This is a genomic window from Actinophytocola sp. (assembly GCF_036002505.1).
GTDB lineage: Bacteria > Actinomycetota > Actinomycetes > Mycobacteriales > Pseudonocardiaceae > DASYTH01.
The window spans coordinates 1-26,267 of the sequence record NZ_DASYTH010000370.1; the positions used below are offsets into that span (position 1 = coordinate 1).

The window sequence follows — 26,267 nt, forward strand, 5'->3', positions numbered from 1 at the left end:
CTGGCTGATTCACGACAAGTTCAACCTGGAGACCGAGCCTTTCCCCATGTACGACGAGGACTCGTTCATCTTCCTGCAGGGCAAGGGTGTCCGGCGCAGCGAGTTCCACGCGGACCAGTTCAACTTCGACCTGACCTCGGACGAGCTCGGGAAAGAGCCACAGGAGCTGCTCAAGGAGACCGTCCGCCCGCTCATCGACATCATGAGCCAGGAGGACGAGGCGACCGCGTTCAACCGGCTGCTCGCCGACTACGACAAGTACTCGCTGCTGAGCTACCTCAAGGAGCGCAAGCTCAGCGACGGCGCGCTGGAGATCCTCGGCCCGCTGTACAACCTCGAGGGTCGCTACCATTTCTCCCTGCTGGAATGGTTCCTGCACTACTACGAGGACGTCTTCGGCCAGCTCGTCTACATCGTGGACGGCGCCGACACCCTCCCCCGCGCGTTCGAGGCCGAACTGATGGAGAACATCAAACTGGGCGCTCAGGTCCATGGCATCGAGCAGAACGACGCGGGCGTCAAGGTGCACTACCGCACCGGCCGCCAGCAGCGCAGCGTCACCGCCGACGAGTGCATCGTGACCGTGCCGCTCTCCAGCCTCCGGTTCATGGAAATGGAAGGCCTCGACCCGGAGAAGCACTACGCGATCCGCAACACCTACTACGGCCGCGCACACAAGCTGTTCATGCAGTTCAGCGAGCGCTGGTGGGAGACCAAGTACGGCATCACCCACGGCCTGTCGGTCACCGACCTGGCCATCCGCAACATCGTCTACCCGCCCGCCGGCCAGGACCGCCGCCACTCCAAGGGCGTGATGATCGCCAGCTACTGCTGGGAGCAGGACAGCATGCCCTACACCCCGCTGGCCGAAGAGGAATGCGTCGCCCAAGCCCTCGAAGACCTGTCCAAGATCCACCCCGAAGCCCGCGACACCTTCGAGTTCGGCGTCTACAAAGACTGGGCCCTGGATTACTTTGCCTGCGGCATCGGCCCCCTCTTCCGCCCCTTCGAAATGAGCGAAGGCTTCTACCACGACGTCATCCGCCCGGTGAACCGCATCTGGTTCGCCAACGACGCCTGCGACCGCCGCCACCGCCGCTGGGTCGAAGGCGCCCTCAAGGCCGCCGTCAAGAACGCCTACGCCATCCACACCGGCCTGCGCAACGAGATCCCCTGGGAAGACTAGGCAATCGCGTAGGAGTAGAGGTCGCCGGCGGTGAGCGCGAAGCTCAGCCGGAACGGGCCGCCGGTGCTGGGAAGTGTGGTGTGCGTCTGCCAGGTTGCCGCCGTGGCGAGGCTGTCGCCGGTGATGGGGACTGCGTCGGCGGCGGTGTAGCCGGGTACCGGGATGCCGCCGGCGTCGAGCAGCGCGACGCGGAGCTGGCCGGCGCCGGGGTTGGCGTTCACGATGACGCGGTTGCCGCTGGGCGCCAGGGTTCTGGTGACGAGGCTGCCTCCGCCGGGCGCGGCATGGAGCGCGACGAACCGGTCGCGTTGCCAGGTGACGAGGCCGATCCGGCTGTTCCCCATGGCTTTGGCGCAGCGTGCGGCGAGGACATCGGCTGCCGTGCAGGAGTGCTCGCCGGCGAACGATCCGTAGTAGAGCCGCACCTCGTCCCCCACGGGCAGCAGGGTGGTGCCGGCGAGTTGGAATCCCCAGTTCCACGAGCTGAAACCGCCGTCGGTGATGAGCGGGCTCCGGTCGGGCCGGCTCCAGTTGAGGAGATCCTGCGACGCGGCCAGCTCGAGGTGCGCGCGGCCCTTGTCCGGGCCGGGATCACTGTCCGGCGACGGGACTTCGTGGATGTCGAACATCCACGGGACACCGAGGTACTGCTCGCCGTAGCGGATTCCGGCCATGCCGTAGATCTCGGACACGGCGTCCGGCTTGCCGGGGTTGGCGGCCTTGACGGTCTCGTTGTCCAGAACGTCCGAGCCGAGCACGTGACGCGGCGCGGTCCAGTGGAGGAAATCGGTGCTGAACGACACCGAGACCGTCCGCGGGCCGGAGGGCGCGGTGTCCGGGTACTGCTTGGTGAGCGCCACGTACCGGCCGCCTGCCGGGTCGTAGGTGACGTTCGCGACGTCCCAGCCCGGCAGGACCGGGTTGCCCGAGTTGATGGTCTGCCAGTCGAACCCGTTCCGGGACGCGGCCGCGTAGTAGTCACCATTTTGCGGGTACAGGGTGTGGTACCGCCAGCTGGCCGGATCGGCGGAGTCGAAGCGCGGGTTCTCCACGACACCACCCGGCCCGTCCGGGAACACCGGGCCGCTGCCGAATCTGGTCCAGACCACACCGTCGGTGCTGGTGGCGTAACCCATTCCGGCCCCGGCCCTGTACCACATCTGGTAGGTGCCGCCGGCGTCGCGCAGCACGGTGCCGCTGAGCCGCGGGTTGTCGTCCCAGGTTCCGCCGGCCAGCACCACTCCGGTGTCCCCGTCCGGTAGGGCCGGATCGCCGTGTGGGACGCCCTTGATCACGCGGCGGCTCAGGCCGGTGTAGGACTCCACCCGCTGGTCGCCGGCGAACAGCACGCTGCCGCCGCCGATCCCCTCCTGGTACGCGGTGTCCAGATTTGACCTGATGGTGACGTCGTCCCAGAGCGTGGTGCCCACCGCGGCGAACGCGCTGTAGAGCCGGATGGTGACCGAGGTGGCGTCGGCCGGCGCCGTCTTGGTGGCGGTGACGGGTCGCCAGCCGGCGCCGGCGGTCACGTCGGTTCGCGTCTTGTAGGAGTCCTGAGTGGACCCGTCGGCCCGGCGGTACTCCACGTACAGCGAGCCGGCCAGACCGCTGACCACCATGGCCTGCACGGTGACCGTCAGGGTCTCGCCGGCCGAGACCGGCACCGCCCGGCTGAGCACGGTCACGTCGCCGCCGGTCCCGTTCACCGTGTCCACTGTGCGCAGTGCGCGGTTTCCGCTGTGGGTCGGCGAGTTGACCAGCTGCGCGGTACCGCCGCCACCGGAAACCGCCCAGGAGGTCGGTTTCGGGGTTTCCCGCAGCGCCTCGAAGTCACCGTTGGGGACCTTGCGGACCGGCGGCGGCGCGGAGTCGACGGTGACGTCGTCCCAGGCGGTACTGCCGACGGCAGCCAGCTTGCTGTAGATCAGCACCGTCGCCGTGATCGCGTCGGGCGGGGCCGGGCCGGCGACCGTGACCGCCTGCCAGCCGGCGACCGCGGCGATGTCCCGGCTCGTCGTCGCGTCGTCGATCCGCGTGCCGTCCGCCCGCCAGTACTCCAGGTAGAGCGTGCCGGCCTGCTGGTCGATCCGCTGCGCCCAGGCGTGCGCGGTCAGCGCCTCGCCGGGCACCACCGCCAACGGCCGGCCGCGCACCGACACGCCGTCGGCGCCGGTGTCGCTGACCTTGAGCGCCCGGCCGCCGCCGTGTGCCGGGGCGGCGATGATCGAGACGGCGCCGGCGGGGCCGGTGACCGTCCACTGCGCGGCAGCGGACCCGGACTCCTCGAAACCCGCGTTGGCCACGAGCCGGGCGGACGTCCAGTCGGCCAGCAGCGCGACCGGCCGGTGGACCTCGGTTGTGCTCGGCAGAGCGAGCGCACCGGCCAGCAGGCCGAGTGCCAACGCGGTTCGCCCACGGGCCATGTCGCTCCCCTAGGTGATGAGCACGTCGTCGATGAGGTACTGCTCGCCGGTACCGAGGGTGGAGCTGGAGCCGAACTGCGGGCCGAAGAGGCTGCCGCTGGCCCCGTCGGCCCGGGGGGCCGTGCCCACCACGACCCCGTTGGCCGACACCGTGGCGCTGGCCGCGGTCAGCTGGAGGGTGATCTTGTTCCAGTCGGTCGGAGTCACGGTGTTCGCTGGTGCCAGTGGATGCCAGGAACCGCCGGCGTGGTACGTGATGCTGCCGTCCCGGTTCAGCCCGAAGTGGTAGGCGAACTCGTCATTCTGGAACGTCAGTGCCGAGGTGTTGCGGATGCTGAACAGCAGGGTGCCGCCCGACGCCGGGCGTTGGGTGACCTTGGCCCGGAACTCGACGGTTCGGCTGGCCGCGGCCGGAGCCTTGGCGAACGCGGTCGGCAGGTGGTCGGGGTAGACGTCGTTGATCACCAAGGCCCGGCTGCTGCCGCTGCCGGAGGTGCTCTGCGTGACCCAGCAACCGATCCGGCCGGCGCCGTCGACGACGGTCTCCTTCGTGACCCACCCGCGGGGCGGCGCTCCGGACAGCGGGTCGTTCTCGAACGAGTCTACAGTGGAATACAGCTCCACCTCGTTCAGCACGCTGCAACTCGCGCCGGCTCCGGGCAGGCACCCGTCGGAGGCGCCGGTCACCAGCCGCACGTATCGCGCCTGCCGCGGGGTGGGCTCGTAGTGGGTGAGGGCGAAGCTCTTGCGCGGCCCGGCGGTGAACCAGTCGCTCCACGGATCGCCCGCGTTGAGTTTGGTCTGGACCATGGTCGACTGGGTGTGGCCGATGGACTGGCTCAGGCCGATCCGGTTCAGCGTGTGGACGGCGTCGAGCGTGATGTCGAAGGTGCCCTGCGCCGCACCGGCGGCGATCGCGCTGGACCACAGCTCGGTGCTGCCGTCGAACGCCGCCGCCGGCCCGGTACGCGGATGCGCGGCGAACGTGCTGCCCAGCGTCGTGCCCACCTGGACGGTGCCGGCCCGGAACTTCGAAGCGAGGTCGATCTTCCCCGTCCCGCGCCGCAGCACATCGGCCAGCACCCGCTGGATCCCTGGCACCGTGTTGGGGCTCAGCTTGCCGTCCCGGGTGCAGTTGTTGGTGACCACGCCGGTGTCCAGGTTCTTGAGGACGTGGCAGGTGTCCGCGGTCAGGAGAACCCGGTTGGACTCGGTCCACGCCAGGCTGGCGTTACCACTCGACCCGTAGTTGAGCGTCTGATCGCCGGTGATGCCGCTGGGATAGTTGCGGTAGAACGTGTCGATGAATTCCCAGGAACGGCCGTCACCGGCGGCCGATACCGCGATCCAGTTATGGGAGCGGCCACCCACCAGCACGAGCATCCCGTTGGGCAGCAGGCTCAATCGCGGCATGATCCGGGCGTCGAAAGCCGCCGGCAACGCGACCGGAGCCGACGTCTCCCACGACAGCCCCAGATCGGCGGAACGCCGAATCTTGAGGTTGAAATAACCGGTGTCGTCATGGATGTTCGGATTCTGGCTGCGAATGACGGTGACCAGGTCACCAACCGAGTTCAGGACAATCCCCACCTCGGTGTAGTCGAGCGTCGGGGTGCCCGCGCCGATCACGCTTCGCAACGTCCAGTGCGCGCCGTTGTCGATGCTCTGCAGCAGCATCCCCGTCATGTCGGGCGCGTTGCCGTGACCACCCATGAGAAGTGGCCCGCCAGGCACCTGGATGACGCTGTCCGGGTAGAACCGAGCCCCGGTCGCGAAACTCAGCGGACTGATGTTCACGTCGGCCTGTGCCGCCGGCGTCCACGTCGCCTCCGCGGGCGAGTAATACTGAAGGTTGAATTTCCGGGTCGGGCCGACCGGCGCGGGGGCCGCGAAATCTGTGTCCCAGGCGAGCGACGGGCCATCGTCCAACGCCACCGCGGACCCGTGATAGGTCCCGGTCTGGAACGACACCCCGCCGTTGACGCTGTCCTTCTGCCCGTATGTCCACGGATGGACGAAGTCGTACATGGTGAAATACGGCACGGACACCCGGCGAACCGGTGCGGCGGCCGTTCCGACATCCATGCCGTAGCTGATGAACGGAGCCTGTATCGGCACCGTGGTCGACTCCACGATGGACTCCGGAGCGCCCAGGCTCACCGCCGCCCCGTCCGGTGAGGCGCCCTCGATCGCCACCACGGTGGTGACGGCCGCCGCCGGGCCGGCGCCCGGCACGGTCAACCCCACGGCAAGGACAGCACTCGCACCAATCTTGAGCAATCGCACGCCCTGATCATCCGTGCTCGATGTCACCTTGTTACGGGGTTGCCCGTGGACTGGTGAGCATTTCACTCGGATGGGGTAGCACGATGAACCTTGTCACCTGGCCGGCCGATGTGCTTACACTACGTGCTGGGAGCGCTCCCAGAATGGCCTGCCGCGCGTCCTGTGTGCGGCTGTGCCGGGCGGCGTCCACAGGTTCGACGAGGTCAGGGGTGTGACCCAGATGGCTTTCACACGTTGGGGTCGAGCACGACGGTTGGCCACCGCCCTCGCCATCGCGGCGTCGGCGCTGGCGGTCAACACCGCGACGGCCCCGGAGGCGGCTGCCGTCCCGGCCAAGGACTGGCTGCACGTCCAGGGGAACCGGATCGTCGACGAGGACGGCAACCGCGTGACGCTGTCCGGGGCGAACTGGTTCGGGTTCAACGCTTCGGAGCGGGTTTTCCACGGGCTGTGGTCGGCCAACATCACGGAGCTGACCAGGGCGATCGCCCAGCGCGGCATCAACATCGTCCGGGTGCCGATCTCCGCGCAGGTGCTGCTGGAGTGGAAGAACGGGCAGACGGTGGCGCAGCCCAACGTCAACACGTTCGCCAACCCGGAGCTGGTGGGCAAGAACAACCTGCAGATCTGGGACTTCTGGCTAGGGCTGTGCGAGCAGCTGGGGATCAAGGTCATGCTCGACGTGCACAGCGCCGAGGCGGACAACTCGGGGCACATCTATCCCTTGTGGTTCAAGGGAACGATCACCGCCGAGCAGTTCTACCAGGCCTGGGAATGGGTCACCGACCGGTACAAGGCCAACGACACCATCGTCGCGATGGACATCAAGAACGAGCCGCACGGCACGCCGAACCAGCCGCCGCGGGCGAAGTGGGACGGCACCACCGACGCCGACAACTTCAAGAACGCCTGCGAAACCGCGGGCCGGCGCATCCTGGCGATCAACCCGAACGTGCTGATCCTGTGCGAGGGCATCGAGGTCTACCCGCGGCCGGGTGAGACCTGGAGCTCGCCGAACACCGACCCCGACCTGACGCCGAACTACTTCTACAACTGGTGGGGCGGAAACCTGCGCGGCGTCAGGGACTTCCCGGTCAACCTCGGCGCCAACCAGGACCAGCTGGTGTACTCCCCGCACGACTACGGCCCGCTGGTGTTCAACCAGCCGTGGTTCCAGGTGCCGTTCACCAAGGCGACCCTGACCACCGACGTGTGGCGGCCGAACTGGCTCTACATCCACGAGGAGAACATCGCGCCGCTGCTGATCGGCGAGTGGGGCGGGCGCCTCGGCCAGGACGAGCGGCAGGACCGCTGGATGACGGCGCTCCGCGACCTGATCGTGGAAGAGGGCCTGCACCAGACGTTCTGGGTGCTCAACCCGAACTCCGGCGACACCGGCGGCCTGCTGCTGGACGACTGGCGCACCTGGGACGAGCAGAAGTACAACCTGCTCAAGCCCGCGCTCTGGCAGTTCAACAGCAAGTTCGTCAGCCTCGACCACCAGGTCCGGCTCGGCGGCGACGGCAGCACCACGAGCATCAACCTGGCCGAGCGGTACAACGGCGGCCCGATCGACACCACCGCCCCGTCCGTCCCAACAGGACTGACGGTGACCGGGACGACATCGAACTCGGCGTCGCTGTCCTGGACCGCGTCCACCGACAACGTCGGGGTCAGCAACTACCAGATCTTCCGCAACGGCGCCATCGTGAGCTCCGCGACCGGAACCACCTTCACCGACACCGGTCTGAGCCCGGCCACCACCTACAGCTACACGGTCCGGGCGAGGGACGCGGCGGGCAACACCTCCGCCGCCTCCACGGCCGTCTCCGCCACCACCCAACCGGGCAGCGGCGGCGGTTCGGGCTGCACCGCCACCTACCGCACCACCAACTCCTGGGACACCGGTTTCCAGGCCGAGGTGGCGGTGACCAACACCGGCACCACCGCCAGCCGGGGTTGGTCCGTGGTGCTGTCCCTGGCCAGCGGCCGCACCATCAGCAACCTGTGGAACGGCACGCTGACCGGCAGCACGGTCACCAACGCCCCGCACAACGGCGCACTGGCACCGGCCGCCGGCACCACCTTCGGTTTCGTCGCCAACGGACAGGTCACCGGCGGCGTCACCGTGGTCAGCTGCACCACCAGCTGACCGGCAGGCCCGGGTACCGGGTGGCGGAAACACCGCCACCCGGTACGCCGATCGGCTGTAGCAGCGATGCCCGCGGGTGATCTAAGTTAGCTCACTGTGACGATGAACTCGGGGGATCCGCCACGACTGCTCGCACCCGGGGTCGGCGTACTGCTCGGATACGTTCTGGTGATTGGCAGTCCCTGGCTCAACCGGGATCTTCAGAACTCGTTGACCGACACCGACTCGGCCCTCCGCCTCATCGACGTGATGGTCTTCTATCCGAGCTGGCAGCTGGACCCCGGTATCTTCGGCCCGTTTCAGTTCTGGTCGGCCAATCTGCGGACGATCCTGTTCGTCGGGTTCGCCATCGCGGGGCTGACCCGGGTGTCCCGCTGGCTACGGGAGAGCGCCGGCGGGATGGGTGTGTTCGTCGCCACCGTGGGGGCGATCGCGCTGAGCGCCGTGGCCGCCGGGATGGCCGCCGCCGTCATCGTGACGACCCTGCTGGATGAGCCGGTGATATTTCCCACCTCCTCCGGCAGGCTGACGGCCGAGTATTTCCTGGGCCAGCTCAGCGCATCGGCGTCGTTCGGCGTGCTGTTCGGACTGGTGCTCGGCGCCGTTGTGGTCGCGCAACGGCAGAGCCCCGCAGCCGCGGCTCGCCGCCCGGAACGGGCGGCCAAACGCCGGACCAACACACCGAAATCGTTCTGGTAAGGGGATCGATGAAACGATCGGTGAAGCAGCAATCACCTTTCTCCACTGACGACACCACGCGCTACCTGTGCGTGGCCGCGCACACCGACGAGCGGTTCGCCGAGCGGGCCCTCAAGGCGCTGTTCCGCGATGACCTGCACGCGGTCGCACCGTCGGTGGGGTTGTCGCTGCGCCCGGTGCTGCTGCACGCGCTGGCCGAACGACGCGAGCGGCGGATACGGGACTGGGGCCTGCTGGCGGCGCTGGTGCTCGCGCTGATCCTCTCTCCACTGTGGACGATCATCGCGCTGCTGGTGATCCTTCCGGCCGGCGGCAGCCTCGCCCGGCGGGCCGGGGAGTCCCGCAGGTTCCGCGACGCCCTGATCGCCCTGGCGGCGCTGGTAGCCCTACTCCTCCTGTCGGTGTTGCTGGTGAACGCGCTCGGCATCGCCCCCGAACCCACCCGAAGCAACCGGAATCCGGAACCCCCGGTCGCCGGCTGGCTCGTCGGGTTGCCATGGCTGGCGCTGCTCACCGGGCTCGCGATGTACGCCCTCATGGTGTGGAACGAATGGCGCAGGCGGGCGACCTTGCTCCGCGAGCTCACCCGCGCCGCATTCCGCCCCGACGCGGCCCCACCACTGCCGCCCGGCCAGGCCTGGCTGTCCGAACGAATCGAGCAGATGGCGCAGTCGGAAAGTGGCAACGTCACGATCTACGACGGCTTCACCCCGTTCATCGGGCACGGCCCGATCATCTCCACCTGGTCGTTCGCCCTGCCGACCCTGCGCCACGACGCGGACCAGTCCACCGACGGCCAGAAAGTGGTGCTACTGGACATCGTCGAGCTGGTCGCCTACGTGCGCGACCGACTGCGCACCATCGCCCTGGAGCCGAACGAACTTCCCGGGCTGATCCTCACCGAGCGAGTCTTCGTCAGCGGCGAAGGATTGACCGCGCACGAGGAACTCCTGCCCCGACGCGACCAGGCACCTCAGCAGCACCTCCCCGACGACGCCCTGGCCCGACTCGCCGCGCAACCGCACGGCTCGGCCCGGCACTACCTCTGCGCGCAGGTCCCGTCCTGGGGCGGCGAGGTGGTCGCCAGCACGTTCCTGCACTTCTCCACCGACGGGCGGCTGCTCTATCTGCAATGCGACCGCACCATCCTCGGCCCGCTCTGGCAGCAGTACCACGACGTCGACCGGCTCACCCCGATGCTCACCGCCGCCGCGCTCGGCCGCCTGCTGGCCAGAGCCGCGAGCGCGCTGCCCGGCGCGGTGCCGCGCGCCCCTGTCCATGTGGTGCGGGACCTGAACTTCCGGTGGCGCTGGGAACGGCGCCGGACGGTGGAACGCACGATCGCAGCGCAGGACCTCGGCTACAACTACGGCGCCCGGTTCAGCGTCCGCGAGGAGGCCGCGGATGCCAACTACCACAACTACTTCCAGAAGACCGACGCCGCCAAGCACCTCAAGCTCATTGAGCGGCACGTGCTGGCCGCGCTGCTGGACTTCCTCGACGAGCACGACGTGGACACCACGGAGTTCCGCAACCGCCAGATGACCATCCTCAACCAGGGCATTATCCAAACCGGCGGAATCAGCAACGTCGGCAACCAGGCCGTCGGCAGCGAGGCCACCGCGACCGTGCAGTTCCCCACTCCCGAAACCACCCAGCCCGCGGCCGGCAAACCGGCCTGACCGAAGGACCCATCATGCCGGAAAGCAACAAGAACTACGGCATCCAGCAATCCGGCGGCACCATGAACGTGGGCAACCAGGCCGTCGGCCAGAATGCCCGCGCCACCAGCCACGGCCAGCAGTTCACCGCCCCCACCAACACCACCGAGCTGCTCACCGAGCTGATGACCCTGCTGGACCGGCACAGTGCCGAGCTCCCCGGCACCGCGGTCGCCACCGCCGAGATACTGCACGACGAGCTGACCAAACCCCAACCGGACCCCGGGGTGGTGAGCCGGATCCTGGACCGGCTCACCACCCTCGTCAAACCCGTCACCCCGCTGGTGAACACGGTCGCCGAGCTGACGAAGGCCATCAACGCCGCGTTCCACGGGTAACCGCGGTCAGGTGTCAGTTGAACGGGTTGTCGTAGGTTCTGCCCTTGGATTTCGGCGTAGCAGTTGAACCGTCGAAGAAAAGCCCGTCGATCTTGAGCGAGATGTTGTTGATGACCCCATTGTAGGTGAGCAGGCCGCTGATTCCCCAGGAGGGTTCTCTCGGAGGGCAGAGATCCGGTCGTAGTGGCGGACCGTGGGGGACCGACTGGGGAATGCCGTTGACGGAGACCGAGACATTCGGGGCCGTGTAGCTCGATTGACGACAGACCGTCAAATCCAACCGGTAGAGCGAGTTGCTGTCATCGAACTGCAGTGACCCTACCAACCGACCCACTTGAATGACAACGCCATTCCACGAGCCGGTCAGCTGAAAATCAACGGGTTCCGGAGGTCCGAGCGTCGCCTGCGCCGGCACGGCCGACAGCGTGGCCGCAAAGAATGCAACCAGCACGCCGACGAGGAAGCCGCTCAATCGCCGGCCCAACCCATTGAACAAGATCATGCACACACTCCTGTCTATGAGTTCTGCCGTGTCACCGATCCGGTGAGATGGTCGCGGGAACCAGTGGGGCGTACCGTCGATTCCGTCCAGCGCCGTACGAAGGCGTACAAGCGCGGGGGAGCGCGGGACATGGCTGACAGGTCAAAAGATCAGATTCCGTCGACGCTGGGAGAGCTGGCCGGGCTGCTGCGGGCACTGCGGCGCCGGCACGCCCGGCAGCGGCGGGACAGCGAGTTGAGCTACCGGGAGATCGCCGCCAGAACCGGCTGGTCCCACACCGCGATCGCGGAGTACTTCACCGGGAAGACCCTGCCGCCCGTCGACCGGTTCGACGCACTGATCGGGCTGCTCGGTGCCACCGCGGCCGAGCAGGGCTCGCTCGCCACCGCGCGGGACCGGGTCGCCGAGCGGCACCGCCGCACCGGCGGCCGGCACGCGGGGAAGGCGACGGTACACCAACTGCCCGCCGACATCGCCGGATTCTGCGGCCGTGCCGAACATCTGGCTCAGTTGGACGTGCTGCTGGCCGAGGCGCCGGCGGTCGCCATCGCCGCCGTGTCGGGCACGGCCGGTGTGGGAAAGACCGCCCTGGCGGTGCACTGGGCGCACCGGGTGGCCGACCGGTTTCCGGACGGCCAGCTGTACGTGAACCTGCGCGGCTTCGACCCGACCGGTTCGGCCGTGCGCACCAGCGACGCGATCCGCCGGTTTCTTGACGGGCTTGACGTTCCCCCGCAACGGATCCCGCTCGATCCGGACGCCCAGGCCGCGCTCTACCGCAGCCGGCTCGCCGGCCGGCGAATGCTGATCGTGCTGGACAACGCGCGGGACGTCGATCAGGTTCGCCCGCTGCTGCCCGGGGATCCGGGCAACGCCGTGGTGGTGACCAGCCGCGACCAGCTCTCGGGACTGGTGGCCGCCGAGGGCGCGCACCCGGTCGTACTGGCTCCACTGCCGGCCGCCGATGCCCGGCAGCTGCTGGCGCACCGGCTCGGCGCCGACCGCGTCACGGCCGAACCCGAAGCCGTGGACGAGATCATCTCCCGGTGCGCCCGGCTGCCCGTGGCGCTGGCCGTCGCGGCCGCCCGGGCCGCGGCCCACCCCGGCTTCCCCCTCGCCGCCCTCGCCGGGGAGCTACGCGATGCCGGGGCGATCCTGGACGTGCTGAGCTCCGGCGATCCGACCACCGACATCCGAGCCGTGTTCTCCTGCTCCTACCGCACCCTCGGCGATCCACCGGCGCGGCTGTTCCGGCTATTAGCGGTGCATCCCGGCCCGCACCTCGACATCGCGGCGGCGGCGAGCCTGGCCGGCCGGCGGGCTGCTCAAGTCCGGCCGCTGCTGGCCGGGCTCGCCCGCGCGCACCTGATCATCGAGCCGGTTCCCGGCCGGTTCGCCTTCCACGATCTGCTCCGCGCCTTCGCCACCGAGCTCACCCACGCCACCGAGCGGCACGCGGCCACCCGCCGGATGCTCGACCACTACCTGCTCACCGCCCACGCCGCCGACCGGCTGCTCGCCCCGCACCGCGACGCGATCATCCCCAGCACCGCGGCCCCCGGCGTCTCCCCCGAACCGCTCGCCACCGTCGCGCAGGCCGAAGACTGGTTCGCGCGCGAGCACCCGGCCCTGCTCGCCGCCCTCGACCTGGCCGCCGGCTCGGGCATGGACGTACACACCTGGCAACTGGCCTGGGTCCTGCACACCTTCCAGAGCTACCGCGGCCTCTGGCCCAACCGGGTCGCCGCCCAACGCGTCGCCGTGACCGCCGCCCGGCGGCTCGGTGACCTGGCCGCGCAGGCGCACGCCCACTTCGACCTGGGGCACGCCCACTTTCGCCTGCGGCAGTACGACGACGCGCATGCGCACCTGACTTGCGCCCTCGACCTGTACGGCGAGGCCGGCAACCCCAAGGGGCAGGCGAACGCCCACTATGTGCTGGGAGCGCTGGCCGAGACGCGGGGCGACGGCCGCGACGCCCTCCATCGCGCGTCGCGGTGCCGTCATCTGTTCCGAGCGGCGGGCGACCCGGCCGGCGAGGTCAAGGCGCTCAACGCGCTCGGCCTGGCGCACAGCCTCAACCGGCAGTATCACCGGGCGTTGACCTACTGCCGGCAGGCGGCCACGCTCGGGCGCCGGCTCGGCAACCTCCGCGAGGAGGCCAGGGCCCTGGACAGCCTCGGGGCCATCCACGCCCGCCTCGGCCAGCACCGCCAATCCATCACCCGCTACCGCCAGGCCCTCACCCGCGTCCGCAAAACCGGCGACCGCGCAGGCGAAGCCGAAACCCTCACCACCCTCGGCGACGCCCACCACGCCCACGGCGACACCGCCGCCGCCACCCAGGCCTGGACAGCTGCCCTCGCCATCTTCGAGGAGCTGGACCACCCCAACGCCCACCAGGTCCGCGACAAGCTCCGCGCTTCGGCTTAGGGGGTGTTCGACGTCGCAGCCGTTGTCCGCCCTTGCGCAGGGGATGCGATGAAAGCGTCTTTCCTCGCGCTGGGCGTGGTGAACGCGTCGTTCATCGCACTTCGGAGCGCCTCATCTGCCCCGCAGTCACACACGCCACTGCTGGAGTAACTCGTGTTGCTAAAGAGGCAACGAAGCCTGCGATGAATGACTCATTCACTGCGGCTGGCGCACTGAAAGAGTCATTCATCGCGTCGCCGACCGTACCGCCAGCCACATGTGTCACATCAGCCACCTACTGCCACAAGGTGGGACTGCAGATCCACGGCCGAACCCCCGATCTGCCAACCCTGCGCCGACACGGCCCTGCGCCTCTGCCCCGCCCTGCGCAAGGGCAAGCTCACCCTCCGCGTCGCCCGCTCCACGGTCAGCGGCGTCTACGGCGCCCTCTACCGCCCCGGCCCCATCGTGTCGTAACCAACCGGTAAGGCCGATCTTGTTCACCGGAGGAGCATCATCGGGGTGACCTGTCCACTTCGGTGAGGATCGGCGATGGAGGGTGTCAACCCACGGATGTTCGGCGGCGGCTTCGCGGCGCTGCGGGTGCTGTTCGGCCTGATCTGGCTGACCAACGGGCTGGCGAAGGTGTTTCTGAACCAGAACAACAACCTCGACTGGGGTTTCATCTCGTTCAACCTGGTCAACCAGCCGGCGGCGCGCGGGATCCTGGACGGCGCGTCGCGGAACACCTGGCAGCCGCTGCGCTGGATCTACCACGACTTCGTGCTGGGCAACTGGGGCTTCTTCGCGTGGTTCCTCACCTTTGCGGAGATCGCCGCCGGATTGTTGCTGCTGCTCGGGATCGCCGCGCGGCTCGGTGCCACGGTCGGGCTGCTGCTGATCGGCCCGATCTGGATCATGCTGCTGCCCACCAACCTCTACCTGTGGGAGTACCTGAACGAGCTGTTCCCGTTGCTGCTGCTGGCGATCGTGCCGGCGGGCCGGGTGTTCGGGCAGGACCGCAAGCTCGCCGCGCGCTTCGGCGGGCGCTGGCCGTTCTGAGCACCCGTAAGGGATCGGTAAGCGACCGGACGGTTGTGTCCGGTCGGGCACGGGTCTTCCATGGGGTGCCGAAGGGACGGTGCGCGGTGGATCACAAGGCCCGGCTCGATGATGCGCTCGCGGCTGCCGGCCGGTCGGCTCGCGAGGTGGACACGACCGGCAGCTTCCCGGATGACGCGGTGAAAGCGCTGCGGGCCTCGGGGTTGCTCGGGCTCACGCTGCCGGCGGAGGTGGGCGGCCTGGGCGGCGGGCCGCACGAGCTGGTCGAGGTGATCACGGCGCTGGCCGAGGTGTGCGGCTCGACCGCGATGATCTACCTGATGCATGTGAGCGCGGCGATGTCGGTGGCCGCGGCCCCGCCTCCGGGAATGCCGGACGCGTTGCCCGGCCTCGCTTCCGGGCGGTTGCTGGGGACGCTGGCGTTCTCCGAGGCGGGGTCCCGCTCGCACTTCTGGGCTCCGGTCTCCGAAGCGGTGAGCAACGGCGCCGGCCTGGTGGTACAGGCCAGCAAGAGCTTCGTGACCTCGGCCGGGTACGCCGACCTCTACCTCGCGTCGACCCTGCGCGCCGGCGCGGTCGAGGTGTTCGCCGTGCCCGCGGACACGCCCGGCCTGACGGTGTCCGGGCCGTGGCGCGGTCTGGGGTTGCGCGGCAACGCTTCGGCGCCGATGACGCTGGACGTCGAGGTGCCCGAGGGCTACCGGTTGGGCGCGCCGGGCAGCGGGTTCGAGCTGATGATGCAGGCCGTGCTGCCGTGGTTCAACCTGGGCAACGCCGCGGTGTCGGTCGGGCTTTCCCAGGCTGCGGTGAACGCGGCGGTCGAGCACGCCGGCGGCGCCCGGTTCGAGCACCTCGGCGAGAACCTGGCCACGCTGCCGACGATCCGCGCGCAGCTGGCCCGGATGTCGATCGAGCTGGCGCAGACCCGGTCGTACCTCGACCAGACCGCCGCCCGGCTGGTCGAGCCCCGGGACGACACGATGCTGCACGTGCTCGGCGTGAAGGCGGCGGCCAACGACGCGGCGCTGCGGATCACCGACGCGGCGATGCGGGTGTGCGGCGGGGCGGCGTTCTCCGACCGGCTGCAGCTCGACCGCTACTTCCGCGACGCCCGCGCCGGGCACGTGATGGCGCCGACCGCGGACGTGCTCTACGACTTCTACGGCAAGGCGATCACCGGGCAACCACTGTTCTAAGAGGAGCGTCGAGGTGAGCAAGCCGCTGATCGTGGGCGCGGTCGCCTACACACCCAACGTGGTCACCATCTGGGAAGGCATCCGCGACTACTTCGCCGGCAGCCCGGCCGAGATGGATTTCGTGCTGTTCTCCAACTACGGCCGCCAAGTTGACGCTCTGCTGGCCGGCACGATCGACATCGCCTGGAACACCAACCTCGCCTGGGTCCGCACCGTCGCGCAAACCGACGGCGCCGCCCGGGCGCTGGCCATGCGCGACGTCGACACCGTCTTCCGCACCCTGCTCGTGGCCCGCGCCGGCAGCGGGCTGCACGGCCTGGACGCGCTGCGCGGCCGGCGGCTCGCCTTGGGATCACAGGACTCCGCGCAGGCCGCCATCCTGCCGGTGCACTTCCTCCAGCACGCCGGCCTCGGCGACGGCGTGGATCTGGTGCGCATCAACAGCGACGTCGGCAAGCACGGCGACACCGGGCGCAGCGAGCTGGACGCCCTGCGCATGGTCCTCGACGAGAAGGCGGACGCCGCGGCCATCGGCATCAACACCTGGGAGGCGATCGGCCGCGACGAGCTGATGCCCGGCGCGTTCGAAGCCGTCTGGGAGTCACCGACCTACAGCCACTGCAACTTCACCGCACTGCCGTCCCTTCCCGAGGAGCGGGCGGCCCCTTGGGTCGAGCAACTGTTCGCCATGGACTGGGACAACCCCGACCACCGCCCGATCCTGGAACTGGAGGGCCTCAAACGCTGGGTCCCGCCCGAACTGGACGGCTACGCCACCCTGTTCGAAGCCGTGCGCGAGCAGGACATCCCGCCCCGATGGTGAACCCGGCGCTGATCCTCGACCTCGTCGAGCGCGTCGGAGCCCTCGCTTCCGGGGCCACCACAACGGTTCCGCTCCACCCCGGCGACGCCTCGACCGTCGAGGCATGGTGCGCCCGCACCGGCAACCAACTGGTCAGGATCGATGACTCCGGCGCCGTGGTCCGCCGCGGCCGCCCTGTCGATCCGGTGACCGACCGGCCCCCCGGCACCCGACTGTGGCTCTACACCAACTTCGACTGCAACCTCGCCTGCGACTACTGCTGCGCCCGCTCCTCCCCACGAACCCCCCGCCGCGCCCTCGGCCTCGACCGCGTCCGCCGCCTGGCCGCCGAAGCCGCCGCGTCCGGCGTCAGCGAGCTCCTCCTCACCGGCGGCGAACCGTTCCTGTTGCCCGACATCGACGAACTCGCCGCCGCCTGCACCGCGCGCCTGCCCACCACCCTGCTCACCAACGGCATGCTGTTCCACGGCACCCGCCTCGAACGCCTCCGCCGCATGGACCGCGACCGCCTGGCCCTCCAGATCAGCCTCGACTCCCCCACCCCCGAAGTTCACGACCAGCACCGCGGCCGCGGCACCTGGACCCGCGCCCTCGCCGGCATCCACACCGCCCAATCCGAGGGCTTCCGTGTCCGCGTAGCCGCCACCCTCCCCTTCGGACAGACGGCCGACGTCGCCACCTTCCACACCTTCCTCGACTCCCTCGGCATCTCCCGCCCCGACCAGGTCATCCGCGCCCTGGCCCACCGCGGTTCCGCCACCACCGGCCTGGAACTCAACACCGAAACCCTCATCCCCGAAATCACCGCCACCGCCGACGGCATCTACTGGCACCCCGTCGGCGCCGACCACCCCGACCAACTGGTCACCCGCGACCTCTTCCCCCTCGAAGCGGCCATCACCGGGGTCCACCGCCGCTTCACCGCCCACCGCGCCCACCAAACCCAAGCCGCCCAATGGTTCCCGTGCGCCTGAGGCAGAGCACCAGCGCGTGGCCGGCGCCCGCAATCGGCTCTTAGTACTACGCCGCATTTCGTGGTGTTCGGTGTGTTGGCCCCTGGCGTCGCCATGTTGGCCTGTGGCGTCGCCATGTTGGCCGGGTGTGCGTCGGGGTTGTCCTCGGCGGTGTCCGGCGGCATCGTCACCAGCCAACACACCCACGCCAGACGCCAACACGGCGACGTGAGGCGCCAACATGGTTACGAAGTGTGGCTGCCGTAGTAGGGACCCGGCGTTCGGCGAGCGGACGGTGGCGCACGGTTTCGTTACCTGGCGCCGGGATCATGTGACATTTGGGGGTAAGTTTTCGATATGGGCGGTGAGGGACCCTCAACGGCGAGGTGAGGAGCTGCCATGACGGTGGACTACCGGCTGGACGATGTGGTGCTGCCGCGGCGGCTGGCCAGCATCTTCAGGCCGGAGTTGGGCAGTCTGGCCGGGGAGATCGTGGACGAGATCCGGACGGCGATCCCGTCGTACGCGGGGCCGCTGGACGGGCCGTACGGGCAGGCGATCCGGGCCGGGGTGCAGCATGCGACGGCCTTGTTCGTGGAGCAGATCGCGAACCCGGAGGTCTCGGCGCAGCAATGCTACGAAGTGCACCGGAAGTTGGGGCAGAACGAGATGCGGGAGGGGCGCAGTCTCGACGCGCTGCAGGCGGCGTACCGGATCGGGGCGCGGGTGGCGTGGCGGCGGATCATGCGGGTGGGGAAGCGGAACGGGCTTTCCTCGACGGTGATGTCGCAACTGGCGGACGCGATCTTCTCGTTCATGGACCGGTTGGCGTCGGTGGCGCTGGACGGGTACCTCGAGGCGAAGGCGTGCTCGGCGGGGGCGCTGGAGACCTGGCGGCGACGGCTGCTGGAGCTGATCCTGGAGACGCCGCTGGCGCCGGCCCGGGCGATCGGGGAGCTGGCGCAGCTGGTCGGGTGGGCGGTGCCGGACGTGGCTACACCCGTTGCGGTGCAAGGGCTTCCGGGGACGGGGCACAACCAGCGGGTGCCGCTGCTGGATGCGGACATCCTGGCTGAGCTGGACGGGGGGCGGCCGCACCTTCTTCTCCCGGGACCGCCGACGGGTGAGCGGATCGCGGCGATCCGGGCGGCGCTGCCGGAGTGCCGGCTCGCGGTCGGGCCGGCGACCGCGCTGGAGGCCGCGGCGGATTCGCTGCGGTGGGCGCGGAAAACCCTGGAGTTGGTGGAGGACGGGCTGATCGAGGCCGGGCCGGTGGTGCACTGCGACGACCACCTGTGGACCGTGCTGGTGCGCTCCGACGACCGGCTGCTGGAACAGCTGGAGCACCGGGTGTTCGGCCCCACCCAGGGGATGACCGCGCGGCAGCAGGAGCGGATGCTCGAGACCCTCAACGCCTGGCTGGACACCCAGGGCAGCGTGCCGGACATGGCCGCACAGCTGAACGTTCACCCGCAGACCGTGCGCTACCGGTTGCGGCAGCTGGAAACCACGTTCGGCGAGCGGCTCCGGGAACCACGGCTGCGGTTCGAGCTGGAGCTCGTCCTGCGGGCGAAGGCGATGCCGGCGCCGGTGAGGAGCGGGCCGCCGCCGCGTGCCGACGTACGGCTGCCCGCTCCCCGATCACCCCGGTCGCGCCGCTAGGAAACTGCCTGAGCGCGGAACACAACTACGCGAAGGCGGGACACGCCTACGGGAAGGCGGGACACGCCCGGGCTAGGAAACTGCCGCGTGCCACAGGGTCGACAGCTGCCGGCCCTCGTTGGGGGCGAGGCTGCCCGGGGCCAGGAACCCGGTGAGGTGGTTCACCGAGTCGTTGAGCACGATGCTGTTGTTGCCGGCCGCGGACGGCAGGCCCTGCCGCAGGTTGACCGCGCCGTTGAGCAGGCCGAACAGGCCGCATCCGGAGGCGCCCGGGACGGCGAACGTGGTGTCGGACTGGCTCGCCCCGCTGGCCACGATGCTGACCAGGGAGCCCGTCGTGCTGGCGGTGCCGTCCGGGTTGAACCGCACGAGCCGGGCGGTCGGCGCGGTCAGGTTGGCCGGGCGCAGCACGATCGGGTTGGCGCTGGAGCCGATGAAGCAGTTCGACCCGAGGAACGGGTTGCTCAGGTGGATCCTGATCGGCACGGTGACGATCGGCGCGCCGGACCCGAGGCCGGCGGCCAGGCTGAAGTCCGACGGCGCACCGGCGGGTTCCACGGTGGCGGTGACGGTGTTGAGCGCGCCGTTCGCCAGCTGGTCGCAGATTACCGAGACGAACGGGATGTTGCTGGGGCACATCAGGCCAAGCAGGCCCCCGGGCACCTGGATCGGCTCGGAGACGATGGCGCCGCCGGCGGGCGGGACGACCGAGAACACCCCGCTGGTGTTGACCAGACCGAGCTGCAGGTCGATGACGCCGGAGGTCACCGTGACGTTGCCGATCTTGATCGAGCCGCTGGCCGACTGCGAGGCCAGGCAGGAGGCCACGGTCGTGGTGCCGGTCGCGGCCAGCATGGCCGGGTCGTCCACCGGGCAGCGGTTGAGCGGGGCCCATTCGCCGCGCAGGGTGGGCGCGGCGGACGCCGGGGCCGTGAACGCGATGAGCGCGACCGTCGCGGCGAGCGCCACACCGGCAAATCTGGAATATCTGCCACCGTTCACTTTCGTCTCACTCCTTTTCTCTGAGCTAACCGGTAGGCGGCGGGTTCGCCGGTTCCGTTGGCGGGCAGGCGGTTTGCGACGGCGGTACCTCCGGACGCGGGTTGCACAGCGCGCCCTGGATCACTTTCATGAAGTTCCCCGGACCGGACACCGTTCCGGTCAGCAACGGGTCGAGGTCATCGGTCGTGCCGCAGCCGGAGAACGGCGGAATCTCGACGAATCCGGACAGCGGCCCACCGAAGCGGACGTTGATGAACGCCGGGGTTCCGCCCTGTACCACCACGTCGAGCGGCCGCTCGGTGCGGCAGTTCGGCCCGACGTCCAGATCGGCGCCGTTGACCTTCACGTGGTCAATTCGAGCGGCCAGGCTCGCGGTCGTCCTGATGAAATACTGCGTGCATCGCGGTGTTCCGCCGGGCGGCTGCCCGGGCTGGCAGGGAAGCCCGCTGCCCTGCGACTCACCGTGAATGGTGATCTGACCGACCTGAGTCAGCTCCAGGGTCGCCGATATCGGCAGGAACCCGAAAGCCAGGAACGTGCCCTCCAGAATCGGGAACCTTCTGTCCGCGGCGGCGACCTCGGCCAGGCTGTCCTGAATGACGGTGACCGGCGTGCCGGGTGGCGACCCGGGTGGCGGCTGCTGGGCCCGGCCCGGGCCGAGGGCGACGTTGACGAGCGGCGCCTTGACCAGGATCGACGCCTTGAGCTTCCTGATGTTGGCGAAGCCGGGCACGAAGGCGCAGTTCGTCTGCTTCTCCTGCCCCGGAATCGGCGTGATGACGCCGCATTCAACGGGATTCGCGGTCACCCCGGCCCCACCAGAGGCAGCCCGCGGCTCCGGTCCGACGGTGATGCCGGTGCCCGCCGGCGGCGAGGTACTCAACGTCGCGGCGGACGCCGGCGGCCCGCTGATGTCCGGTACCTCGACGCTGGCCAGTGTCGCGTCCTGGCCAGGGTCCAAGGTGCAGGACACCGTCCACGTGGCTGGATCGGTGGCAGGGTCCGGGACCAGCTCCAGAATCAGGTCACCGGCCACGAACGTGACCTCGCCCGGCTCGGCAACCGTCACCGGGGCCACGGCGCCGGTCGCGGTGACGGCCAGCTCGCCGTCCGCCGGCACCGGGGTGGCCGGCAGCACGAGCCCGGACCAGCCGGCGTTGACCGAGGTCTCTTTCTGGGCAATCGCAACGGTCAGGTTCACCGTGCCGGACACCGACGTCGCGGCCAGTGCCCCCGGCGGCAGGACCAGGTTGACCGCGACCGCGTCCGGCTGGATGGCCGCGCCCGCGGTTCCCCGTTCCGGCACGGCAGCGGAGATCTGGACGCCGACCTGGTGCGCCCCACCGGGAAACTGGCACGTGTACGCGAGCGCAGCCGGGGTCCCGGCGCTCACCGTGGGTCCGGCCAACGCGCCGGCCACAGTGAGAGCACCGACGGCGGTCACGACGGCCGCCCTACGCAACCGCATTCGCCTCACCCGCCTCACGAGTCCTGTGGATCATTGCCGGCCCAGGGGCCGACTTGTCGCGGGAAGTTCCCACGACAAGTCGGTCCTGTCGCGGGAAGTTCCCGTGACAAGTCGGTCCTGTCGCAGGAAGTTCCCGTGACAAGTGGGTCAGTCAGGCCGTGCCCGTGATCGTCTGGGCGGGGTCGATCGTGTAGGTGCCGTCGAACGACCCGTGCTCGCCCTCGTTGATCAACCCGAAGCAGTTGTCGCTCGGGTCGACGCGGGTGACCAGGAGCGTCGCGGCCGGGTCGATGGCCAGCTGGCCGGTGCCGTTGGTGTAGGTGCCGCCCACCGTGCCCGCCACGGACGCCGAGCAGCCGAAGCCGGTGATGTTGGCCGTGATGTCGGTCAGCGTCCCGGTGGTCACGCCGGTGGCCGGGTCGAAGGTGACGCCGTTGAGGTGCCAGTCGCCGACGTGCTCGACATCGAAGACCAGGCCGAACGGGCCGGAGCAGTCCTGGAACGCGACGCTGCCCGCGGGCAGCGTGACCAGTTGGGCGGGGCTGCCGGTGGCCCCGGTCTCCAGGATCGCGCCGGTCACCGTCGACGACTGGCAGGTCAGCTCGATCCCGCTCTCCTGGATGGTGAGCAGCGTCGTCCCGGCCGTGCCGTTGGCGGCCCCGCCGGGGGAGACGGACCAGCTGCTCGGGGTGATCGGGTCGGCCGAGGCCGCCGTCGCGCCGGCGATGATGGTCGCGGCGGCCGCGGCGCCGGCCAGCAGAACGTGCAGGTATCTGCGCATGAGGAACCAATCCCTCCACAATTGTTTTGTAGACGGTCCGTGGGCGTGATTTCACAAGGAGCACCCAGGTAATCGGGCTCCATATCCCTACATTACCGCCGAGTAGGTTAGCGCGCAAGCATTATCTTGGAATCAGGTCTGTGATTATCCATATGCCACCCTCGCGTTTCGCGGTCACGGACAGTTGAGCGGCGGACGCGCCGGTGGAATTGTTGTCCACCCGGGTCGCCGATTGGTCCAGGAATACGAGCAGCCGCGCGTCTTCGCCGTTCAGGTACTGCACCGCGCTGCTCACCACCCGCGTGGTGAGCACCAACTTCTGCTGCGGAGCGAGCGCGCGTACCTGGGCGAACAATTGGTGATAAGTGTCCAGCGCCCCGCCGCGGAGAACCTGGGCCGCGGCCTGCTCGGTCACCTCGGTCTTGTCGTAGGAATACGAGAAAATCTTGTTCAGCGACGTGGTTATCGACGCATTCACCTCCGCCGTCGCCGCGGGGTCGAGCAACGCCCGGTTCCGCGCCGACGGCGAGGTTCTCAGCCCGCCGGCGGTGATGGTCAACCAGACGCCGGCCCCAGCCAGCAGAACCGCCGCAGTCAGCAGCGACAACACCAACCAGGGCACCCGCCGGCGGTCCACATCGTCCACTGTGGACTCTATCTCGACCGGCTCTTCGACTTGTGTGGTCACTTCTGCCCAGCTCCTTATCCGGCGCCCAGCGGCACCTGGTCGAGGGCCGACAGCTTCCAGCCGGCGCCGGTGCGGGTCAGCGCCGCGACGAACCGGTTTCGCCTGGTGGCCGGGGCGGTGCCCTGCGTGGCCTGGGTGATCTCCACCGACACCAGCAGCTTCGCGGTGCCGGCGTGCTGGTCGAGCTCGCCGACCGCGGCGTCGAGCACCGCGCCGGTGGACACGGTTCCGCCCTGCCGCAACGAGTTCTTCGTCTGCTCGTCGGTACCGGCGAGCTTGTCGTGTAGCGGACCGGTGGACACCGCGAGCCAGCGCGCCAGCCCGGCATCCACGTCGTGGTAGTCGAGCGTGGTCAGCTCAGCGACCTGCTGGCGGCCAGCCAGCAACGCCTCATCCCGAGCGGCGGCAAAACTGAGCGCGTCATCCCCAGAGGCACGAAGCCATGTCCAGCCGGCCCAGCCGGCAAACGCGATCGCGGCGACGAGCAGGACGATGGCGATCTTCAGCAGGCTCAGTTTGGCAACCACAGCAGCTCCCTGAGGTTCGCCGACACCGCCGGCAGCGCGGGTTCCCCGAGTGGACCGGGCAGCGAGCCGCCCGGCGTCGCGGCCGGCGGGACCCCGGCGGCCGGGGCGTGCTGCGAGCCGCGGACCAGCCGGGGGTCGCCGGCCGGGAGCGTGCACGCGGCCGCGGTGTTGAACACGCCCGGTGTCACGTCCTCGCCCTGCCGGCGCTGCGTGCCCTCGTACCCGACGGTGCACGGTGGAGGGTTGTTGAACGACAGGACGAGTGACAGGTTCCCGCCGTCCGGAGTGATCGCTGTCGAGGTCGCGGCGACCGCCTTCGGCGTGGTCACCAGCAGCTGCTCGATCCCGGCGACCCGGACCTGGAACACGTTGGCCGTGGTCAGCAGGTTCGCCAGCAGGATGGCCAGGCCCGGATCGGTGTCCCGGAGCAGCCCGGAAAGCTGCGTCGCCGCCTGCGGGGCCGAGCCGATCAGCGCGCGCAGGTCGCCGTCGGAGCGGGCCAGCTCGCCGGCGAACAGCTTGGCGTTGCGCCCGAACGACCGCCACTCCTGCGCGGAGTCGACCTGGGTGCGGAGCACCGTGGCACCGTCCCCGATCAGCGCCGAGGTCTGCGGCAGGTGCTCGGCGGCGGCCTTGGTGAACGCCGCCGAGGAGTCCAGCAGCAGCTGCAGGCTCGGCCCGGTGTCCCGGGTCGCCGCGTAGAACTCGTCCACCACGGTGCGCAGCGCGTCGGTCGGCACGGACTCGTTGAGGGCGCTCAGGTTCGACAGCACCGTCGACACCGGCAGCGGCAGCTTCGTGGACTCGCGGGGGATCCGCGCGCCCTCGGCCAGGAACGGCCCGTCCCCGGTGCGCGGTTGCAGGTCCACGTACTGCTCGCCGATCGCGGACCGGTTGGCCACCACTGCCTGCAGGTTCACCGGAATCGCCGGCGCGCCGTCGTCGATGACCAGGTCGGCCTCCATGCCGTCGTCGGTGAGCCGCAGTTCGCCGACCCGGCCGACCGCGACGCCGCGGTAGGTGACCTCGCTGCCGGTGAAGATGCCGCCGCCGTCGGCCAGCTCCAGGTGCACGACGAAGCCGGACCTGGCCAGGCCGGCGTAGCTCGCCCCGACGAAGGCCACGGTGGACAGTGCGATGACGACGAAGGCCAGCACCTGGATGCGAATTCGGCGGGTGAGCATCAGCGCCCACCTCCCGAGCCGGTCACCGGTCCGGACGGCGGCAGGGGCAGCGGCGGCAGCGGCTGGGTGAACTGCGGGTCCGGCCGCACCGAGACGAAGATGTTGAGGTAGTCGCCCTTGGCCGCGTCCAGCACCGGGTCGGTGAACGGGAACGTGGGCAGGATCTCCAGCGCCTGCGGGAGGTTCTGCCCGGCGTCGGCGAGCCGTTGCAGGATCGGGGCCAGCGCGGTGAGATCGGCGACGATGTCCGCCCGGCTGCGGTTGATCGTGTCCACCGCCACGCCGGAGAGCGAGTCCAGCGACTGCAGCAGGGTGACCAGCGCGGTGCGCTGCCCGGTGAGCGCTGTCAGCCCCGGGGTGAGGTCGGTCAGCGCACCCTTCACCTGACCGCTGCGGTTCGCCAGCGTGGCCGACAGGTGGTTGAGCCCGTCCAGCGCGGCGGTGATCTCGTCACGGTGCGAGTCGAGCTGTGTCACCAGAGAGTCCACATTGGACAGAAAGGTGCGGATCTCGCCCTCGTTGCCGGTCAGCACCTTGGCCAGTTCCTGGTTGATGGTCTGGATCTGCCCGATGCCGCCGCCGTTGAGCAGCAGCGAGAGCGCGCCGAACACCTCCTCGACCTCGGCGTGCCGGTTGGTGCGGTCCAGCGTGATCACCGCGCCGTCCACCAGCCGGCCGCCGGTGGAGGACTGTGGCGCTGACAACTCGATGAACTTCTCCCCCAGCAGGCTGGACTGGCGCAGGTCGGCCACCGCGTCCGCGGGCAGCGACACGTTCCCGTTGACGGCGAGCACCGCCTCGGCGGTCCACCCGTCGCTGCCGCCGAGCCGGATCGACTCGACCCGGCCGACCGCCACGTCGTCCACCTTCACGGCGGCCTGCGGCACCAGGTCCAGCAGGTCGGCGAACTGCACGGTGACCCGGTACGGGTGCTCACCCAGGTCCGCCCCACCAGGCAGCGGCAGGTCGTAGACGCTGCTCACGCCGCCGGACGTGCAGCCGGCCAGCAGCAGCAGGGCCGGGAGAAGTGCGATGAAGGGACCCTTCAGGGCGCTCAACGACAATGCCAGGGACTTAGGCGGCTCGGGGTTGTGCCGGGTGTGCTGGGGTGCTGGCGGTGATTGTTGGTGGGGCTGCGGGTTGGGTCCGGGTGTGGTGGGTGGCGTTGGTGCAGGTCAGTTGCCGGGTCTTGCCGCGGTAGG

Annotated in this window: 21 protein-coding genes; 11 read left to right on the top strand and 10 right to left on the bottom strand. The window is 69.6% G+C overall.

All coding sequences use genetic code 11. The annotated features are described in order from the left end of the window. Positions 1-1,186, top strand: a 1,186-nt coding sequence (locus VGR06_RS32710) for a flavin monoamine oxidase family protein (RefSeq protein ID WP_327563046.1), incomplete at its 5' end; no start/stop codon positions are given. Here VGR06_RS32710 and VGR06_RS32715 read toward each other — a convergent pair. Together VGR06_RS32715 and VGR06_RS32720 are read right to left on the bottom strand one after the other, a co-directional pair. Next, positions 1,183-3,609 (bottom strand): carbohydrate binding domain-containing protein, encoded by a 2,427-nt coding sequence (locus tag VGR06_RS32715; protein ID WP_327563047.1) that lies wholly within the window; start codon positions 3,607-3,609, stop codon positions 1,183-1,185. The genes VGR06_RS32710 and VGR06_RS32715 overlap by 4 nt on opposite strands. Positions 3,610-3,618: 9 nt before the next feature. Further along, on the bottom strand, positions 3,619-5,895 hold the full coding sequence (locus VGR06_RS32720; protein ID WP_327563048.1) for a sialidase family protein: 2,277 nt from the start codon (positions 5,893-5,895) through the stop codon (positions 3,619-3,621). A gap of 220 nt (positions 5,896-6,115) precedes the next feature. Between VGR06_RS32720 and VGR06_RS32725 the strand changes: the two genes are divergently transcribed. From VGR06_RS32725 to VGR06_RS32740, 4 genes are all read left to right on the top strand, one after another. Next, complete coding sequence (locus tag VGR06_RS32725; protein WP_327563049.1) at positions 6,116-8,047, top strand: cellulase family glycosylhydrolase; 1,932 nt, start codon at positions 6,116-6,118, stop codon at positions 8,045-8,047. A gap of 102 nt (positions 8,048-8,149) precedes the next feature. Next, entirely contained in the window at positions 8,150-8,746 is a 597-nt protein-coding gene (locus VGR06_RS32730) for a hypothetical protein (protein WP_327563050.1), read from the top strand. Positions 8,747-8,754: 8 nt separating this feature from the next. Further along, positions 8,755-10,428, top strand: a complete 1,674-nt coding sequence (locus VGR06_RS32735) for a hypothetical protein (protein WP_327563051.1) — start codon at positions 8,755-8,757, stop codon at positions 10,426-10,428. Between the two features lie 14 nt (positions 10,429-10,442). Further along, positions 10,443-10,805 carry a hypothetical protein gene (locus VGR06_RS32740; protein WP_327563052.1) on the top strand — a complete coding sequence of 121 codons (363 nt, stop codon included), beginning with the start codon at positions 10,443-10,445 and terminating at the stop codon, positions 10,803-10,805. Positions 10,806-10,818: 13 nt separating this feature from the next. On the opposite strand, the gene VGR06_RS32745 is transcribed toward VGR06_RS32740, so the two are convergent. Next, positions 10,819-11,307 carry a hypothetical protein gene (locus tag VGR06_RS32745; RefSeq protein WP_327563053.1) on the bottom strand — a complete coding sequence of 163 codons (489 nt, stop codon included), beginning with the start codon at positions 11,305-11,307 and terminating at the stop codon, positions 10,819-10,821. Between the two features lie 129 nt (positions 11,308-11,436). Here VGR06_RS32745 and VGR06_RS32750 point away from each other — a divergent pair, with 129 nt between their 5' ends. From VGR06_RS32750 to VGR06_RS32775, 6 genes are all read left to right on the top strand, one after another. Then, the gene (locus VGR06_RS32750; protein ID WP_327563054.1) at positions 11,437-13,740 is read left to right on the top strand and encodes a tetratricopeptide repeat protein; all 2,304 of its coding nucleotides are present in this window, start codon (positions 11,437-11,439) and stop codon (positions 13,738-13,740) included. Positions 13,741-14,271: 531 nt separating this feature from the next. Then, positions 14,272-14,781, top strand: coding sequence for a hypothetical protein (locus tag VGR06_RS32755; RefSeq protein WP_327563055.1), 510 nt, complete (start codon positions 14,272-14,274; stop codon positions 14,779-14,781). A gap of 86 nt (positions 14,782-14,867) precedes the next feature. After that, on the top strand, positions 14,868-15,977 hold the full coding sequence (gene fadE16 / locus VGR06_RS32760) for an Rv1679 family acyl-CoA dehydrogenase (protein WP_327563056.1): 1,110 nt from the start codon (positions 14,868-14,870) through the stop codon (positions 15,975-15,977). Between the two features lie 13 nt (positions 15,978-15,990). After that, positions 15,991-16,800 (top strand): Rv1680 family SBP-like protein, encoded by an 810-nt coding sequence (locus VGR06_RS32765; RefSeq protein ID WP_327563057.1) that lies wholly within the window; start codon positions 15,991-15,993, stop codon positions 16,798-16,800. Then, a complete protein-coding gene (locus VGR06_RS32770) occupies positions 16,794-17,774 on the top strand; it encodes an Rv1681 family radical SAM protein (RefSeq protein ID WP_327563058.1) in 981 nt (326 codons plus the stop codon). Before VGR06_RS32765 ends, VGR06_RS32770 begins: the two co-directional genes overlap by 7 nt. A 378-nt stretch (positions 17,775-18,152) precedes the next feature. Then, positions 18,153-19,415, top strand: a complete 1,263-nt coding sequence (locus tag VGR06_RS32775; protein ID WP_327563059.1) for a helix-turn-helix domain-containing protein — start codon at positions 18,153-18,155, stop codon at positions 19,413-19,415. A 72-nt stretch (positions 19,416-19,487) separates the two neighbouring features. Here VGR06_RS32775 and VGR06_RS32780 read toward each other — a convergent pair whose 3' ends face one another. The 7 genes from VGR06_RS32780 to VGR06_RS32810 form a co-directional block, all read right to left on the bottom strand. Further along, positions 19,488-20,417 carry a hypothetical protein gene (locus VGR06_RS32780; RefSeq protein WP_327563060.1) on the bottom strand — a complete coding sequence of 310 codons (930 nt, stop codon included), beginning with the start codon at positions 20,415-20,417 and terminating at the stop codon, positions 19,488-19,490. 25 nt (positions 20,418-20,442) lie between these two features. Continuing rightward, the gene (locus VGR06_RS32785) at positions 20,443-21,861 is read right to left on the bottom strand and encodes a DUF6801 domain-containing protein (protein WP_327563061.1); all 1,419 of its coding nucleotides are present in this window, start codon (positions 21,859-21,861) and stop codon (positions 20,443-20,445) included. A gap of 175 nt (positions 21,862-22,036) precedes the next feature. Then, on the bottom strand, positions 22,037-22,666 hold the full coding sequence (locus tag VGR06_RS32790; protein ID WP_327563062.1) for a hypothetical protein: 630 nt from the start codon (positions 22,664-22,666) through the stop codon (positions 22,037-22,039). Between the two features lie 121 nt (positions 22,667-22,787). Further along, on the bottom strand, positions 22,788-23,354 hold the full coding sequence (locus VGR06_RS32795; RefSeq protein ID WP_327563063.1) for a hypothetical protein: 567 nt from the start codon (positions 23,352-23,354) through the stop codon (positions 22,788-22,790). Positions 23,355-23,368: 14 nt separating this feature from the next. After that, the gene (locus VGR06_RS32800; RefSeq protein ID WP_327563064.1) at positions 23,369-23,881 is read right to left on the bottom strand and encodes a hypothetical protein; all 513 of its coding nucleotides are present in this window, start codon (positions 23,879-23,881) and stop codon (positions 23,369-23,371) included. After that, the gene (locus VGR06_RS32805) at positions 23,866-25,065 is read right to left on the bottom strand and encodes an MlaD family protein (RefSeq protein WP_327563065.1); all 1,200 of its coding nucleotides are present in this window, start codon (positions 25,063-25,065) and stop codon (positions 23,866-23,868) included. The genes VGR06_RS32800 and VGR06_RS32805 overlap by 16 nt, the downstream gene beginning before the upstream one ends. Continuing rightward, positions 25,065-26,114 carry an MCE family protein gene (locus VGR06_RS32810; protein WP_414637384.1) on the bottom strand — a complete coding sequence of 350 codons (1,050 nt, stop codon included), beginning with the start codon at positions 26,112-26,114 and terminating at the stop codon, positions 25,065-25,067. The genes VGR06_RS32805 and VGR06_RS32810 overlap by 1 nt, the downstream gene beginning before the upstream one ends. Positions 26,115-26,267 lie beyond the last annotated feature (153 nt).

Excerpts from the sequence above, each read along its gene's own strand:
- VGR06_RS32740 (WP_327563052.1), top strand. The coding sequence starts at position 10,443 with ATGCCGGAAAGCAACAAGAACTACGGCATCCAGCAATCCGGCGGCACC.
- VGR06_RS32805 (WP_327563065.1), bottom strand. The coding sequence starts at position 25,065 with ATGCTCACCCGCCGAATTCGCATCCAGGTGCTGGCCTTCGTCGTCATC.
- VGR06_RS32750 (WP_327563054.1), top strand. The coding sequence starts at position 11,437 with ATGGCTGACAGGTCAAAAGATCAGATTCCGTCGACGCTGGGAGAGCTG.
- VGR06_RS32730 (WP_327563050.1), top strand. The coding sequence starts at position 8,150 with ATGAACTCGGGGGATCCGCCACGACTGCTCGCACCCGGGGTCGGCGTA.
- VGR06_RS32755 (WP_327563055.1), top strand. The coding sequence starts at position 14,272 with ATGGAGGGTGTCAACCCACGGATGTTCGGCGGCGGCTTCGCGGCGCTG.
- VGR06_RS32790 (WP_327563062.1), bottom strand. The coding sequence starts at position 22,666 with ATGCGCAGATACCTGCACGTTCTGCTGGCCGGCGCCGCGGCCGCCGCG.
- VGR06_RS32715 (WP_327563047.1), bottom strand. The coding sequence starts at position 3,609 with ATGGCCCGTGGGCGAACCGCGTTGGCACTCGGCCTGCTGGCCGGTGCG.
- VGR06_RS32770 (WP_327563058.1), top strand. The coding sequence starts at position 16,794 with ATGGTGAACCCGGCGCTGATCCTCGACCTCGTCGAGCGCGTCGGAGCC.
- VGR06_RS32725 (WP_327563049.1), top strand. The coding sequence starts at position 6,116 with ATGGCTTTCACACGTTGGGGTCGAGCACGACGGTTGGCCACCGCCCTC.
- VGR06_RS32775 (WP_327563059.1), top strand. The coding sequence starts at position 18,153 with ATGACGGTGGACTACCGGCTGGACGATGTGGTGCTGCCGCGGCGGCTG.
- VGR06_RS32745 (WP_327563053.1), bottom strand. The coding sequence starts at position 11,307 with ATGATCTTGTTCAATGGGTTGGGCCGGCGATTGAGCGGCTTCCTCGTC.
- VGR06_RS32735 (WP_327563051.1), top strand. The coding sequence starts at position 8,755 with ATGAAACGATCGGTGAAGCAGCAATCACCTTTCTCCACTGACGACACC.